This window comes from Sporosarcina sp. P33, assembly GCF_002077155.1.
In the GTDB taxonomy this organism is placed as follows: Bacteria; Bacillota; Bacilli; order Bacillales_A; family Planococcaceae; genus Sporosarcina.
This window is the reverse complement of record NZ_CP015027.1, coordinates 2625728-2641765: the sequence shown is the minus strand read 5'-3', so window position 1 is coordinate 2641765 and position 16038 is coordinate 2625728. Positions and strand designations below refer to the sequence as shown.

At 45.4% G+C, this 16038-nt stretch carries 13 protein-coding genes; 1 reads left to right on the top strand and 12 read right to left on the bottom strand.

Features of this window, described 5'->3' with window-relative positions:
- Window positions 1-18: 18 nt before the first annotated feature.
- The 6 genes from SporoP33_RS12890 to SporoP33_RS12865 all read right to left on the bottom strand — a co-directional run bounded on the left by SporoP33_RS12890 (window position 19) and on the right by SporoP33_RS12865 (window position 8106).
- Window positions 19-1572, bottom strand: a complete 1554-nt coding sequence (locus SporoP33_RS12890; protein ID WP_081244091.1) for a fatty acid--CoA ligase family protein — start codon at window positions 1570-1572, stop codon at window positions 19-21.
- A 1046-nt stretch (window positions 1573-2618) separates the two neighbouring features.
- Window positions 2619-4553, bottom strand: a complete 1935-nt coding sequence (locus SporoP33_RS12885) for an FtsX-like permease family protein (protein ID WP_081244090.1) — start codon at window positions 4551-4553, stop codon at window positions 2619-2621.
- Complete coding sequence (locus SporoP33_RS12880; RefSeq protein WP_081244089.1) at window positions 4525-5304, bottom strand: ABC transporter ATP-binding protein; 780 nt, start codon at window positions 5302-5304, stop codon at window positions 4525-4527. The genes SporoP33_RS12885 and SporoP33_RS12880 overlap by 29 nt, the downstream gene beginning before the upstream one ends.
- Window positions 5285-6307: a sensor histidine kinase gene (locus SporoP33_RS12875; RefSeq protein WP_081244088.1), complete on the bottom strand. Its 1023-nt coding sequence runs from the start codon at window positions 6305-6307 to the stop codon at window positions 5285-5287. Before SporoP33_RS12875 ends, SporoP33_RS12880 begins: the two co-directional genes overlap by 20 nt.
- Window positions 6307-7005, bottom strand: a complete 699-nt coding sequence (locus SporoP33_RS12870) for a response regulator transcription factor (protein ID WP_081244087.1) — start codon at window positions 7003-7005, stop codon at window positions 6307-6309. Before SporoP33_RS12870 ends, SporoP33_RS12875 begins: the two co-directional genes overlap by 1 nt.
- A 108-nt stretch (window positions 7006-7113) precedes the next feature.
- Window positions 7114-8106 carry a lipoate--protein ligase gene (locus tag SporoP33_RS12865; RefSeq protein WP_081244086.1) on the bottom strand — a complete coding sequence of 331 codons (993 nt, stop codon included), beginning with the start codon at window positions 8104-8106 and terminating at the stop codon, window positions 7114-7116.
- 207 nt (window positions 8107-8313) lie between these two features.
- Between SporoP33_RS12865 and yhfH the strand changes: the two genes are divergently transcribed.
- Window positions 8314-8439 carry a protein YhfH gene (gene yhfH / locus SporoP33_RS12860; protein ID WP_081244085.1) on the top strand — a complete coding sequence of 42 codons (126 nt, stop codon included), beginning with the start codon at window positions 8314-8316 and terminating at the stop codon, window positions 8437-8439.
- Window positions 8440-9228: 789 nt separating this feature from the next.
- Here yhfH and SporoP33_RS12850 read toward each other — a convergent pair.
- The 6 genes from SporoP33_RS12850 to SporoP33_RS12825 form a co-directional block, all read right to left on the bottom strand.
- On the bottom strand, window positions 9229-10548 hold the full coding sequence (locus tag SporoP33_RS12850; protein ID WP_081244083.1) for a Zn-dependent hydrolase: 1320 nt from the start codon (window positions 10546-10548) through the stop codon (window positions 9229-9231).
- Between the two features lie 96 nt (window positions 10549-10644).
- Window positions 10645-11895 carry a Zn-dependent hydrolase gene (locus SporoP33_RS12845; RefSeq protein ID WP_081244082.1) on the bottom strand — a complete coding sequence of 417 codons (1251 nt, stop codon included), beginning with the start codon at window positions 11893-11895 and terminating at the stop codon, window positions 10645-10647.
- Entirely contained in the window at window positions 11879-13255 is a 1377-nt protein-coding gene (locus SporoP33_RS12840) for a dihydroorotase (protein ID WP_081244081.1), read from the bottom strand. The genes SporoP33_RS12845 and SporoP33_RS12840 overlap by 17 nt, the downstream gene beginning before the upstream one ends.
- A 35-nt stretch (window positions 13256-13290) precedes the next feature.
- Window positions 13291-14565 carry a TRAP transporter large permease gene (locus SporoP33_RS12835; protein ID WP_081244080.1) on the bottom strand — a complete coding sequence of 425 codons (1275 nt, stop codon included), beginning with the start codon at window positions 14563-14565 and terminating at the stop codon, window positions 13291-13293.
- 1 nt (window position 14566) lies between these two features.
- Window positions 14567-15067 (bottom strand): TRAP transporter small permease, encoded by a 501-nt coding sequence (locus tag SporoP33_RS12830; RefSeq protein ID WP_081244079.1) that lies wholly within the window; start codon window positions 15065-15067, stop codon window positions 14567-14569.
- A 14-nt stretch (window positions 15068-15081) separates the two neighbouring features.
- Window positions 15082-16008 carry a polysaccharide deacetylase family protein gene (locus SporoP33_RS12825; protein ID WP_081244078.1) on the bottom strand — a complete coding sequence of 309 codons (927 nt, stop codon included), beginning with the start codon at window positions 16006-16008 and terminating at the stop codon, window positions 15082-15084.
- Between the last annotated feature and the right edge of the window lie 30 nt (window positions 16009-16038).

The window sequence follows — 16038 nt, the reverse complement described above, 5'->3', positions numbered from 1 at the left end:
CCGTCACTCTTTTTATCATTAGCTTTTAATTTGTTCCTTCAATGAACGTCTCAGGATTTTGCCTGTTGTGTTTCTCGGCAATTCATCAAGGAACTGAATATTCTTCGGCACTTTATACTTTACCAGACGCTTGGCAAGGAAATCATGCAGCGACGCCTCTGTAACGTCCGAACCTTCTTTCAGCACTACATATGCCTGTACTTCTTCGCCGAAATTAACATCCGGCACGCCGACTACCGCGGCTTCCACGACATCGCGGTGGCTGAACAGCACTTCTTCGACTTCTCTAGGGTAGACGTTGAATCCGCCGACGATGATCATATCTTTCTTGCGGTCTACGATATAGAAGTAACCGTTTTCATCTTGCCGCGCCAAGTCCCCCGTATAGAGCCATCCGTCCCGCAAAGCAACAGCTGTTTCTTCAGGCAGCTTATAATAGCCCTTCATAACATTCGGACCGCGAACAATCAATTCGCCGACTTCATTGACAGGCACTTCCTCCCCCATTTCATCGACTACCTTGTTTTCCACATTCATGATGTTCGTTCCAATCGAACCGGGCACTCGTTCGCGGTCGAGCGGATTGAAACAAGTAACAGGTGATGCTTCCGATAAACCGTAGCCTTCAGAAACACGCACTTGAAATTTTTCTTCGAAATTATGAAGCAAAGATACCGGCAATGAAGAGCCGCCTGAAATCGCCAGTCTGATGGAATCAAAGTCTTCCGTCTGGCCTTCCGGATACTGATACAGGAAATTGTACATCGTCGGAACACCGGCAAATACCGTCGCCTTTTGTTCGCGGATCAGCTGGAAAATCTCCCCCGGGCTAAAGCGCGGTTCCAGAAGAATCGTCGCCCCTTTAACGAGCGGCGCATTCGCCACAACCGTCAGCGCAAAGACGTGAAACAGCGGCAATGTCGCGACAATTTTATCATTTTCAGAGAACCCCAAATAATCCCCGACATCGCGCGCATTTGAGTAAATATTTTTATGCGTCAGCATCGCGCCTTTCGGATGTCCAGTCGTTCCCGATGTGTAAAGTATGATAGCGCTTTCATTTTCGTCAACCTGCACCGCTTCTGTCAAAGGCGCCGCCTGCTTCAGCAGCATGCTGAACGGATGAACTTTCGTCTTCACGCGTTCCGGCAGCGCAGCCAACTTCTCACCGGCATCCGGATTCATTTCACAGACAATATAGTTCTCAATCGCCGGAAACGACTGGCTCGCCACTTCCACAAGCGGCAGTAATTGATCAATCGCAATGACAGCCTTCGCATCACTGTTTTCCAAAATATACGAAATCTCATCAGGCGTATATAACGGATTAATCGGCACAGCCGTCGCGCCAATCCGCATAGTCGCATAAAGCGAAATCAAATAATGCGGCGTATTACCAAGCAAAAACGCCACATGATCCCCCTGCCTCACACCGAGGTTCCGCAACGCGGACGCAAACATAGACACCGACATATCAAACTCCGCATAAGACGTATCCTGTCCCATAAAACGATAAGCAACTTTATCTGGCTTAGTCTGTGCAGTCTGCTGAACACTTGAAACTAAATTCATACTTTCATCTCCCTAACCAATGAATGAACAACCATTCAGTATTTCATTCATTATACTGATAGAATAATTAATTGGCAAGAGTTTACTGGTAATTTTGTTTATTTACACTATGGCAAAGACACTGAAACCTGCTGGAATGCAGGATTTGCCCTTAAACTAAATAAGTTTAAGGACAACAACAATTCACACACCGCCTGCAATGAGTGAGCTGAGTACCACCACTCTAAAATTAGGATGGCAACGGAAGCTGGGGGCGACTCTGGGAGGATCAGAGGGACAGGTGAAACACCCCGGCGAAGCAAAGCGAAGCGGTGTGGTTCACCGCCCTCCCTCCAGAAAGCGTCCCCCAGCTGGAGTTGCCATCCCCCCGTACTCACTAATTAACTCTCTACGCAAATAGACATCCACTCTGGAATTAGTCCTCAATTACCGTTCAGCAGCTGCACTTGAACTTAAATACATTCAAACACAACACTAATTCACACACTGCCTGCAATGAGTGATCTAAGTACCACCACTTTATAATTAGGATGGCAACGGAAGCTGGGGGCGACTCTGAGAGGATCAGAGGGACAGGTGAAACACCCAGGCGAAGCGAAGCGGAGCGGTGTGGTTCACCGCCCTCCCTCCAGAAAGCGTCCCCCAGCTGGAGTTGCCATCCCCTCGTACTCACTAACTAACTCTCTACGCAAATAGACATCCACTCTGGAATTAGTCCTCAATTACCGTTCAGCAGCTGCACTTGAACTTAAATACATTCAAACACAACACTAATTCACACACCACCTGCAATGAGTGATCTGAGTACCACCATTCTATAATTAGGATGGCAACGGAAGCTGGGGGCGACTCTGAGAGGATCAGAGGGACAGGTGAAACACCCCGGCGTAGCAAAGCGGAGCGGTGTGGTTCACCGCCCTCCCTCCAGAAAGCGTCCCCCAGCTGGAGTTGCCATCCCCTCGTACTCACTAATTAACCCTCTACGCAAAATGGACATCCCCCTAGTACTCACTAACTAACTCTCCACGCAAAAAAGACACCCACTCTCAAGAAGTAGGTGCCTTAATATGTGAAATATAACGCCAGCGGATAAGATAAAAATAAAAAATCTGCAGCAGCGCAAACCCCGCCAGCACCAGCGCAAGCTCCTTAACAATCGAAATCTCCGCCAGCGCATCCCAAATCACCTGCAGCGCCAAAAACGCAAACACACTATGAATGAACGACACACCCCACGGGAAGAAAAACTGCGGAATCAGCTGGCGGTTCACAATCTTCTTAAACTCCCTGTCCGTCATCCCAATCCGCTGCAGCACCGCATACTGCCGCCGGTCGTGGCTGAGCGACGTATACAGCCGGAAATAAATAAAACTCCCCGATGCCAAGAAAAACACGCCCGCAAGCAACAAACCGATAAACAACAGCAGCGAAAACGTCATGCGAATATGCGAATAGCTCAAGCCAGGATTCTCAAACTCATAACGTACAGGTTCCCGGTCTTCAAGCATAAGCCCCGCGAGCAGCTGAGCATTGATGGACAGGCCAATTTCCTGTGTCGCCTGCCAGTCGTGCACATTAAACGCATAATAAGTAAACGCCAATGAGCTGAAACGTGCCTGCTCCTCCACCCGGTCGAAATCCAGATGATTTACAACAATCGTATTAAGTCCGAGCGCATTCGGCGGAAACAGCTTGTACGGATAGACCCCTTCAATTTCAAAGGTGATCTGGCTTTCCGCCAGTTTCGTCCGCACCGATTTATTCGACAGTTCGCTCGCAGCTGCCGCACTTGCCGGCAGGAACAGCGCATGCCCCTGCTCGAGCGCCAGCGGCTCTTTTCCGAACGACATCGCCAGTTCATTCAGATCAGACAATTTGACGATGTTGACTTTATTTCTCGTATAGGAAGACTGCTGTTCGAGCACGCGGAAACGCACTGCCCAGTAATCGAGTCCGCGCTGTTCGAGTTCATTGGTCAGCTGCGCAATATGCGGATACTCGTATTCGTTATGCGGCAGGCTTTTATAGACTAGCCCGAGCGGATTCACTTCACGGTACTGCGAAGCAAATGACGTCAGCGAAGCGAGGATCCCGACGGACATGAACGCAATCGTCGAAACAATCGTTACGATAAAGAACATCCGGGCATTTTCTTTTAGGCGTACGATGCTTTCTGAAATCGAAATCATCCAAAAATCACGCCAGAAAAACTTCTTTTGCCGCCTCAGTGCATGCAAGAGGAGCGGCAGTGTATCTGTGAAAAAGTAATACGTGCCGACCGTGATGAGCGGCGGCAGCAAGAAAAACAGACTGATAATGCTTGAGCGCGAGACAAGTGCCGCCATTGCATATGCAAGCAACAGCAAGATGACACCGAAAATTCCGCGCCGATTTGAATACGTATACACCGACTCTACCGCCATGTCGCCGTTCAGCAAATCTGACACTTGCCCCTGCTGAATGAAAACCGGTGCGATGTATGAAATGATGGCAAATAAACTGAGGAACGCACCCATCGTCAGCACGAACGGCTTCCATGACAAATACAGCGGCAGCACAGGAATTTGCACGATTGCTTTAACGATCATGAAGAAAAACTTTGAAAACATGAAGCCAAGAAAAATGCCGCTTACAATCGATGTAAATCCGAGCAGCATCGCCTCAATGAAAATGAGACGGTGCAGTTGGCGCTTCGCCATTCCAAGCAGCAGCAAGACGCCAAATTCTTTTGACCTTGCCTGCAGAAACGCCCGCATCGAGTAGAACAGGAAAAACAGCGTGAAGATGAAAAGAATGACTTCCGCAATTCCCATGCCCAGCACGGAAATCTCTTTCAGGAAGGTATTTTCAATCGACGGATGAAACAGCAGCATCGAATACAGGAAGAACACCATGACAGAAAATACACTCGCCATGAAAAATGCTGCGTATACACGGCGATTGCGGACGACGTTACGGTAAGCGAACTGTCGAAAAGTCATTCACATTGCCTCCAAGTAATGACAGCACATTCAAGATGCGCTGGAAAAATGTATGCCGGCGTTCATCTTTATAAATTTCATTGAAAAATTCGCCGTCTTTAATGAACAGCACCCGGTCGCAGTAGCTCGCAGCAATCGGATCATGCGTTACCATAATAATCGTTGTTTTCTCATGCAAATTGATATGTTCGAGTAATTCGAGCACGTCTTTTGCGGACTTGGAATCTAAGTTCCCTGTCGGCTCATCCGCCAGCACGATGCCCGGCTGATGGATCAGTGCGCGGCCGATTGCTGTGCGCTGTGCCTGTCCGCCCGATAATTCATCGGGACGCCTCTCCAGAATATCTTCCAAGTTCAGCTTTTGCGCCATATCCTGCACGCGTTTTTTCATTTCTTCAATCGGCAGGCCGTCTAGCGTCAGCGGCAGCACAAGGTTTTCTTCCACTGTCAGCATTTGCAGCAAATTAATTTCTTGAAAGACAAAGCCGATCTGCCGCCTGCGAAACAGCGCGATATCATTCTGACTGAGTGTCTCCGGTTCCACGCCGCCAATGACAATTTTGCCGTACGTCGGAATATCGGTCGCCATCAGCAGATTCAATAATGTCGTTTTCCCGCTTCCGGACGGCCCCATAATCGCAACGAACTCGCCTTCTTCTACATCGAAGTCCAGCTGGTTCAACGCGCGGTGTATGACTTTTCCCTCATAGATTTTCGTTACATCTTCCATTTTAACGATCGGTTGTGTCATCTGGCTGTTCACCCGCCTCTCCGTCTGTAAATAATAACGCGATCGTCGTGCCTTCCCCCTGTTTCGAGGAAATCGTCAATTGATGGCCGAGCCGCTCACATACTTCCGATGCGATATACAGCCCCATTCCCGTTGACTCCCCTGACAATCTGCCGTTCTCACCCGTGAAAAATGCTTTCGTCACGCGGTGCAAGTCAGATGCCGGGATGCCGATGCCTTCATCCATAATTTCCAGACACAGTCCTTCAGGTTTTTGGACAGCCTGGACATGGATTTTCTTGCCTTTTTCAAATGTATATTTCACTGCATTCGTAATAAATTGATTGAGCATAAACTTGATCCACTTCCGGTCGGTCGCCACGGTCAAATGCTCATCGACGTTCAGCACAGGAAATAATCCGTTCGCAATGAAAAGACGTTTATTTTCATTGAGCACTTCCTGCAGCACTTGGCGAAGCGGCAGCCGTTCAATCTGCATATCGTCTTCAAACGTTTCAAGCCGCGCATTCACAAGGACGATGTCGAGCCCATTCTGGATCCGTTCCACTTCCTGCATGATGCTCTTCTTATCCACTTCATCTTCCTGCAGCAATAAATTAATGACCGAAATCGGCGTTTTCATTTGATGCACCCATTGATTCATAAAGTGCATATGACGGTTTTGCACATCATAGAGCGTCTGCACTTCCCGCTGGTACAGACGGTATAGTTCGCGCATAAATTCCGTCGTCTGTTTGTGTTCAGGCGTCAGTATATGACGGATCAATGCGCTTTCCATTTGCTTCGGCTTCTCAACGATCTTCGCATAATACGTGCGCCGCATAATGTATTTCGCGCCCAGATACCCTGCCGTCAGCAAGATGCCCATTGCCACTGAATAAATGGCAGTGTTCGGATTGCGGAAGCCGTCAAGCCAGTACAGCAGCAAAATGAATGATACGAGCCCGATCTGAAACAGCATAAACGGTATATGTTCTTTGACGAACAGCATGAATGCTTTCATCAGGCCTCCGACTCCGGTACAAACCGGTAACCCGCGCCGCGCACGGTTTCGATCCACGACTGCACATCATAGTCGGCTAATTTCTTGCGTACGCGCGCCATGTTGACATTTAACGTATTCTCATCGACAAACGACTGGTCATCCCATAATTCTTCGAGCAGCCGCTCCCTTGAAACGACTTTTGGCGACTCGCCCATCAGCAATTCAAGAATGACACACTCTTTCTTCTGAAGCGGAATATCTTCTTCACCTTTTTGCAGCGCCATCCGTTCTATGTACAGCGTCAGATCCCCGGACACAATGACGCGCTCTGACTGATTCGGTGAGTATTCCCCAAACGACCGGCGCAGATGGCTTTTAATTTTCGCGAGGACAATTTCATAATGGAACGGTTTCGTAATGAAATCATCGCCGCCGTTTTCGAGCGCAAATACTTGATCCATATCGCCCGAACGCGCTGAAATGAAGATGATCGGACACATCGTATGCTGCCGCAGCTGCCGGCACCAATAATACCCGTCATAAATCGGCAAGTTAATATCAAGCAGCACCAAATGCGGATTATACGCGACGCACTCTTCCACCACCCGGTCAAAATCTTTTACAATCGCCACTTCATACTGATATTTCTCCAGCGTTCCCGCCAGCAGCTGTGCAATTTTCTGATCATCTTCCACAATGAATATTCGATGCTTCACCGTAACCCCTCACTTTCTAGTTATGCTTATTATAGCGCATTTACGGGCACACATAAATAAATCGCCTGCACACAAAAAACGCATGCCCCGCAAGACATGCGCTGTTGCTTAATAAATCAGACCGACGAATTCTTCCAGCTTGATGCCGCCGAGGATTTTTTCCACATCCATCGATTCCAGTGCTTCTGTAATCGCCTGCCGCTCATACTTCACGCCTTTTAAGCGATTTTCGATTTCCTGCACTTCTCCCACACCGAAGAAGTCTCCATAAATTTGGATATTTTCCATCATCCCTTTTTCCACAAACAGACGGATATCAATTCCGCCGACCGGGAAACGTTTAGACTGCTGTAAGTTGAACTTCGGTGAACGTCCATAATTCCACTCCCAGTTGCTGTAGCGCTCAGCGGACAGCTCACGGATTTTCGTCCAGTCGTCATCCGTCAATTCACGATACTCAATGTTTTCTTCTCCGCCGAATATGGAGTTCAAAATCTCCTGTCTGAACTGTTCTATCGAAATTGGCTCTTCAAGAAATTCAGAAATATTCGCCACACGGCTGCGGATGGATTTAATTCCTTTTGACTCAATTTTGTCCTTCTTGACCTTCAGCGAGTTTACGACACCTTCCATATCTGTATCAAACAGCAATGTGCCATGGCTGAACATGCGGTCCCCCGTTGCGAACTGCGCATTCCCTGAGATTTTTCGCCCATCAATCAAAATATCATTGCGGCCAAGCAATTCCGCCTTGATCCCCATTTTCGCAAGCGCGTCTGTTACAGGCTCCGTAAATTTCTTGAAGTTACGGAATGAATCTCCGTCGTCTTTCGTAATGAAACTGAAGTTCAAATTTCCTTTGTCGTGATACACCGCGCCGCCGCCGGACAGCCTGCGCACGACACGAATGCCTTCACGGTCTACGAATTCTGTGTTGATCTCTTCTACCGTGTTTTGGTTCTTTCCGATGATGATGGACGGTTCGTTGATATAGAACAGCAAGTACGAATCTTTGTCGACATCCATTGTGTTGAGCACATATTCTTCGATTGCCAGGTTAATTCGCGGATCTGTGATGCCGTGATTATCGATAAATTTCATTTTTCTTCTCTCCTCACAAATTTGTCACATTTATTTTTATTGAATTCTTTCAATTTAGAACCTTCAAAACATGGATAAATCCCGCCGTTAAAGGGTTGAATCCATTTTAACAGAAGTTTATAGCAAGTGTTGACTTTTGACACCTGTTATAATACACTGTGTATATACCAAGGAGTTATACAACAAACAAGAGGGGAATTGATTATTATGGTAGAAAGCATCGTAGATTTTTTCAGAAACTTGCCGGCGAAGGTTTGTGTGACATGCGGGAACGATATCGAAGAGCAGCATGAGTGCTACTCCAACCAATGTGATCAGTGCAACGTAAAATAATTTAAAACTTTCATTCGGCGAATATTCCTATATTCGCTTTTTTTTGCGTTAAAATTGAGTTTTTTGTTGGTGTTGGAGGGATCGCGCTATTGGCGTGTTGCACCGCGTTAATCACAGCGGCGACCGTGCTATTATCGTGTGGAACTGCGCCAATCGGACTCTCCACCGCGCCATTCTTTACACGGAACGCGCGATTCCCAGCGACAACCGCGCCATTGACGTATCGCACCGCGGCATACCGACCTACAATGGCGCCATTCCAACACCCCAACACCCCACCCCCTCATTCCCTACTCCCGATCCAAACAAAAAAATCCGTACAGCAAGTCAGTAAACTGGGCTTGCTGTACGGCTTATATTAATCAGGAGATGGTGCCTGTTCGCCAAATAATTCCTAAAAGATTCGGAGTGGTTTCCAAGTTGTGTTGTATACAGGATCCCAAAAGAACGGTGGTTTTAGATGGTTAAATTGGACGGACATTACATATTCCTCCTACCCGGTTAGCGTGGAGTGGGCTACTCGGGAATACCAGATTTGTAAGGAAGGGTTGGGCTGGTTATAGAGTTGAAGAATTTAAGGAAGTTAAAGTAGTTACCCATCAAAATGATTGTCTAGCTCTTTATCTTGTGAAGAAATATAAATGATTGCCTTTATATCTATATAAAAAGCAGGTTGCTTTTAATCCTGCTGTACTATTGTATAAATTAATGAAATCACCCCTAACTGACCTATGAATATGAACCGAAATTCTTTTTAACTATCATTTGGTTACTTAGGCTTTTATTCTCCTAAATGTTTCCGCGTTCAGCCAAGTCACTTGATAATCTCTCCAAAAACCCCTTCAATACATGGACTGTCTGCATGCAATCAGACAAATCCGACCATTCTGCGGGATGGTGGCTAATTCCGCCCAGACTCCTAGTGAAGAACATAGCAGTTGGTATATGACGGCCCATTACCATTGCATCGTGACCTGCTCCACTTGGTAGATGAACGGGTATCATACCATTTTTTTTAATAGTTTTTTCCTGGAGTTCAATCAATGTCTGATCCATTAAAGTGGGAGCTATTTGCAATGTGTCAGTCCATTCCACTTGGACATTGAAAAGTCGTTCGATATCCGTTGCTCGACTCTTCACTTTCTCCATAAGCCGCTGAATAGAATTTGAATAAATATCACGGAGATCTACACTTAACCTGACTTCTCCAGGCACTACGTTACTTCCATTCGGATAAACATGCAGCTGGCCAACAGTCGCCACCGCCGTATCGCTAACTGACAATGCTAATTCGGGAAGTGTTGAAATGAAATGGCTAGCGGCAACCAATGCATCGCGTCGGCCCTTCATTGGAGTGTTGCCAGCATGTGCCGCCATGCCTATAAACTTTAATTCTAAATTGGAAGAACCCGCAATTCCTGTAACTATTCCTACGGGTTGTTCATTCCTTTCCAACTGCGTCCCTTGCTCAATATGCACTTCGATGTAAGCTGATAGTTCATCTGCAGAACGTGCAGCGTTGGTAAAACTTTCTTGAGTGATTCCCGCCACCCTCGCAATATCTGCAAATCTATAATCTTCTTGATCGGTTAGACGGGAGAGAAAGTTCCATTCCGCCTTACCCGTCATGGCACTGCTGCCAATATAACCTGTATTAAAGCGGGTTCCTTCCTCGTCCGCAAACACAATCACTTCAACCGGGACGGTCGGCTGGAAACCAATGTACTTCCACGCTTCCAACACTTCCAATGCCGCAAGCACACCTAGGACCCCATCAAAGTGACCGCCATTCGGTACACTGTCTATATGGGAACCACATGCAATAGCGGGTAAGCCTTTCTTGCCTTCCAATCTACCAATTATATTCCCGGCGCCGTCCATCCTAACTTCTAACCCCATCTCATTTATCCATTTTTTCACTAGACCTTTTGCCTGTGCCTCTTCAGAAGAATACCCTAAACGATGGGAGCCTCCCTCCACAGTCAAACCAATCTTTGCGATTTCTATTAGTCTGCTTGTAAGTCTTTCCCCGGAAACTCCCGAATGGTTCAATGAGGGGCTATTTGTTTGTAACAAGCGTTCCCTCATTGACTGAATAACTTCTATCATTTGATAATCCCCCCGTAAACTTTCTATTTAATCAAAGAACCCTTTTTCATGTCTTATACATGAAAATAGGGTTCTTGAATCGTGAATTATATAGTCTTATTTAAATTGCTTATCAAAATAAATTAAGGTATTCCACAGTGCCTGAATCCCCTTGGTTACAAGCTCATAATCTGTCCACTCGTCTGATGAATGACTGACACCATTTTGACTTGGCACAAAAACCATACCGACAGGTGCTATAGATGCAATTTGATTAGCGTCATGACCGGCCCCGCTCGGCAATCTTAAACTACTGCCAACTTCTTGGCAACTGTGGAACACACCTTCCACGACATCTTCGTTAATGATAATACCATCTGAAACTGAAAGCGGCTCAATTGTGATATCCAGAGTTCTTTTAACAGCAATGGAATCAATACTCTGTCCAATATTTTCGATAGCTTCATCTAATACATCTGATTCCAAAGATCTTAGCTCAAAATCAAATACAACTTTACCAGGTACCACATTCGAAGCATTTGGCTCAACAAACAGACGGCCGACCGTTCCCACTATTTGTGTAGAATAGGATTGGTTTGCTACATACTCAATGGAAAGAATAACTTCAGAAGCTGCTGCCAATGCATCTGCCCGCATATTCATTGGTGTAGTACCAGCATGATTGGCTTGTCCATGGCAAGTAACCTTGTAGCGCCTAATACCCACAATGCCCGTCACTGCACCAAGTTCATGTCCTGTTTGTTCAAGGACAGGGCCCTGTTCGATATGCAATTCCAAATACAAGCTGATATCTCCGTTTTTTTTCTTTTCTTTTTCCAATTCGGATGGTCTGCCGCCCAATTGCTCCAGTCCTTCACGTAGTGTGATTCCGTCATGATTGACACGTTCCAATATTTCTTTGTTCAAGTTGCCAACCATTCCCCTGCTTCCAATAGTGGAAATACCGAATTCACTTGCTTCCTCTGCAGTGAAATCAACGATTAACAATGTATGTTCCAATCGTACGTCCTGTTCGTCTAGCTGTCGCGCAATTTCTATCCCCCCCAAAACCCCGATAATTCCATCGAAACGACCTCCACCCACGACAGAATCTGTATGGGATCCAATCATTATCGGCGGCAATTCAGGACGGCTGCCCTTTCGTTCTCCAATCAAATTAGATGCAGCATCGACAGAAACAGTTAAACCTGCCTTCTCCATTTCCTCTTTTAACCATTTCCTGCTCTTCAAATACTCACCTGTAAATGGTCTGCGTGTGTAGAGAGGACGATCTTGGTCAACAATATTTGCCAATATAGAGATATCACCTTTAATTCTCTCAGTGTTCATTTTAATGTTGGAACCCATCGGAGTTTTCACCTCCAAATTGTGCAGGGATATACTTACCGTATCCCTTTTCCCCATAGACTTTATCACCGTCATAAATGGCTTTACCACGTAAATATGTAGATTCAATTTTACCTTGCAACTGCATGTCTTCATAGGGACTCCAGTCAGCGTTAGAATGCATGTCTTTTGCTTTCACCACAACGTCCTGGTTTGGATCCAATACGACGAAATCAGCATCATAGCCTGATGCCAATTTCCCTTTGCGATGTCCCAGGCCAAAACGTTCTGCAGGATATTCACTGATTAATTTAACTAATCTATTTAAGGAAATTCTTCCTTTGGCTACACCTTCACTATATAAAATCGGCAACAAAACTTCTACACCAGGAGCACCTGATGAATTTTCAAAAATATTTTCATGCTGCTTTGCTTCTATGGGCCAAGGGGCATGGTCTGAAGTCACCATGTCAATATTCCCTTCCTCCAACATTTTCCACAGTCCTAATCGATCTTTTTCAGGTCGCAAAGGCGGATTGATTTTACCTTTCGCACCTAACCGTTCCATGTCATCTTCACTGAATACTAGATAATGTGTACATGTTTCCGCGGTAACATTGGCGCCCCTGTCCTTATACTCTTCCACCAGGTCAAATACGTGGGGGAAAGTCGTATGATGCAAATGTGCTTTCGCTTTCAATTGGTACGCCATCTCTAAAATTGTCAGTGCAGCAGTCGATTCCGCAAGCTTTGGTCTGCTCCAGCAATGGGCAATTGGATTGTTCACGCCTAGATCCTGGTACCTCTCAATATTTTTGCGCACAATAGAATCTGTCTCCGCGTGGACACTAATCGGTCTTCCCGCCTTTCTCGTCAATTGAAACGCATCTTCAAGAATACCTTCATCAATCTTTGGAAAACGTACTGGATGTGTATTGAATAAAGAGATTTTAAAACCGCACGCGCCGGCTTTTGAGAGCAACGGAATCTGATCCAGACCGTTTTCAGGCGCAATTGTCGCCAATAAAGCGACATCCACAACAGCCTCTTTCTCCAGCAATTCAATTTTTTCTTTGAAGACCTTTTCATTGCAGATCAATTTATCTGCATCGTATGGCATTTCCACAATTGTGGTCACGCCGCCGCCCGCAGCAGATCTTGTTGCTGCTTCAAACCCCTCGGACAGGGCACTATAACAATGAACATGAGCATCCACTGCGCCTGGTAATACGTACTTTCCACTTGCATCCAATACATCCGTATCGCCGGTGACATGTTCTTCAATGGCTACGATTTCGTCATTTTTATAAACCAAATAATGATCAAAATAGACTTTGTCAGGGGCTACAATATTCCCTTTTATCGCTTTTAGTTCATTCATACATTACATCCTCTCTATAACATATCTATTACTTATCACTTCAACCAATCCACAAGAATCGTGCTGATCCACGGAATATAACTAATGATTAATACATCCACAATTAGTATGAATACGAATGGCAGAATTGCCTTTGTGATTTGTTCAAGTCTGATATCTGCAATCTGGCATGAAACGAATAAATTCACTCCTAAAGGAGGTGTACACATTCCGACGGCAAGGTTGGTAATCATTACCATGCCGAAGTGGATTGGATCAATACCTAAACCTACGGCAATCGGTGTCAACAGAGGTGCCAAAATAATAATGGCTACACTGCCATCGAAAAACATTCCGACGACCAGTAACATCACATTAATTATCAGCAGAAAAACAATAGGCGATTCTGTCACCGTAGTGAATAATAAAGCCATTTTTTGTGGTACAGATTCCCTCGTTAGAACCCAAGCGAATAAGCCCGCATTCGCGATGATGAACATGACGATAGAAGTACTGATCACGGACTTGGATAGTATTTCTATAATATTGGCGATCTTGATTTCCTTGTAAACAAAAGTTCCTACAATGAAAGAATAGGCTACTGCTACCGCTGCAGCTTCCGTAGGGGTGAAAATTCCTCCATAAATTCCACCCAAAATAATGACCGGCATCAATAAAGCAAGAAGGGCATCTTTAAATGCAGCTACTGTCTCACCTTTCGGTAAAGTTGAATCACCTTTATAACCTCTAATTTTCGAAATGATAAATACGCCGACCAACAAGGAAACAGCAATCAAGATGCCCGGCAATATACCGGCAATGAATAAATCGCCGATCGATACGCTTGCCGCCACCCCGAACAAAATCATCGAAACACTTGGAGGGATAATGACACCCAACTCACCTGCAGTGGCCTGAAGTGCACCGGCATAGCTACGGTCATACCCCTTCCTGATCATTGCTGGAATCAAGATAGATCCCAGAGCAGCTGTAGTAGCAATACCCGAACCTGAGATGGCACCGAAAAACATGGCAGTTACAACCACTACCATTCCGAGCCCGCCTGTGAATTTCCCTACCAGTGCGTTTGCAAAGCGGACAAGCCTTTTGGCAATGCCGCCTTGTTCCATCAACGTTCCCGCGAAAATAAAAAATGGAATGGCCATTAATGGAAATGAGTCAATAGAAGTAAATAACTTTTGTGCCACGACATTCAATGGTAAGTTGCTACCGAAGTAAATAGCCAATAATGAAGATAGTCCTACTGCCACGGCAACTGGCACAGATAAGATCAGCAATGCAGCAAGGGAGACTAATAAAATTATTAACATCTTATATTTCCCCCTCGTTCTTAATCGTTTCCTTATTCTTAATTAGCTCCAGCAGCACTGCAATCGTATTGATGATCAAGGCCAATGCGCCTAGCGGTATCGCTGTATAAGGAATGGACATACTAATTTGTAATGCAGGACTTAACTGATGCTCAACAGCAGCCACCGTGGATAAACCAAAGATCAGCAGTGCGATGAAAAATAATAGGCAAACGATATAAACGAAAAACTTTAGTACACGTCTTTTGCCCGATGACACATTCTCCGCAATGATTTCCAAACCAATCAATGATTGAGTACGCAGTGCAAGCGCGGCTCCAAGAAGGATAGTCAAAATCATAAGATATCTAGCTAGCTCCTCCGACCATGAAAATGTACTGTGAAGAAAATATCTGGAGATAACTTGAACTACAATTACAATGGACATGATCGCTAAACTAAGGGAAGCTATTACTTTAAATCCTTTATTTATATTGTCGATCCACTGAATCACTTTAGCCATAACCTTTGTCCCCTCTAATCCGTCTTGTATTGCTGTTTCCAGAATTCCGCAATTTCCAACCGCTTAGCAATCCATACACTTTCTTTCTGAAGAACATATTGCAAAAACTCTTTTAATGCGGATATCCTGTAAGGCTGCCCGATGATTCTTGGATGAAGGCCGATTGTCATCATTTTCGGGTGTGTTTCTCCTTCATTCCATAAATAATCGAAAGCTCTTTTAAGCGTATCAAGAAAATCAGTGGCACTTCCAAAGCCCTGTGGCCTCACAAATTTCCCATCATTCAAAGTTTGATTGTAAGGAACAACCAAATGTTGCTTACCCCTCACTTTTTCATAATAAGGCAACTCGTCATTATAAGCGTCTGAGTCGTAAAGGAATCCTCCATGTTCCACTAAAAGCTCCCTTGTATTAACCGAGGGACCATATCGGGAATACCAACCTACTGTAGCCACCCCGCAAGTTTGTTTGATGGAATCATACGCTAGACGAATTCTTTCTTTTTCCTCTTCACGCGGCAAATTCCAGGACTTTTCCCAGCGCCAACCATGCACACATACATCATGGCCGCGTTCTTTAATCCAGTTAGCTACTTCTAGATTTCTTTCCAAGGCAACTGCACAACCAAAAATGGTAACTGGAATATTTAATTCGTCAAACAGACGTTGCAAACGCCATATTCCCACCCTACTGCCATACTCGAAAACTGATTCAACAGCAATATCACGCATATGATTCGGCATTAAAGGATTGAATTCAACAAATGTCTCATTTTCATTATCCCCTAACGATTTCATCTGTTCAGAACCTTCTTCATAATTGATGGCAATATTCAATACTACCCTTGCATCATAAGGCCATTTGACTTGCAGACCCTTACGGCCGTAACCAATAAAGTCCCTTCTCGGACCCGCCACATTATACTCATTAAGTTTAGACATCATCTCATCTCCCCTATGGATGGCGTTTAT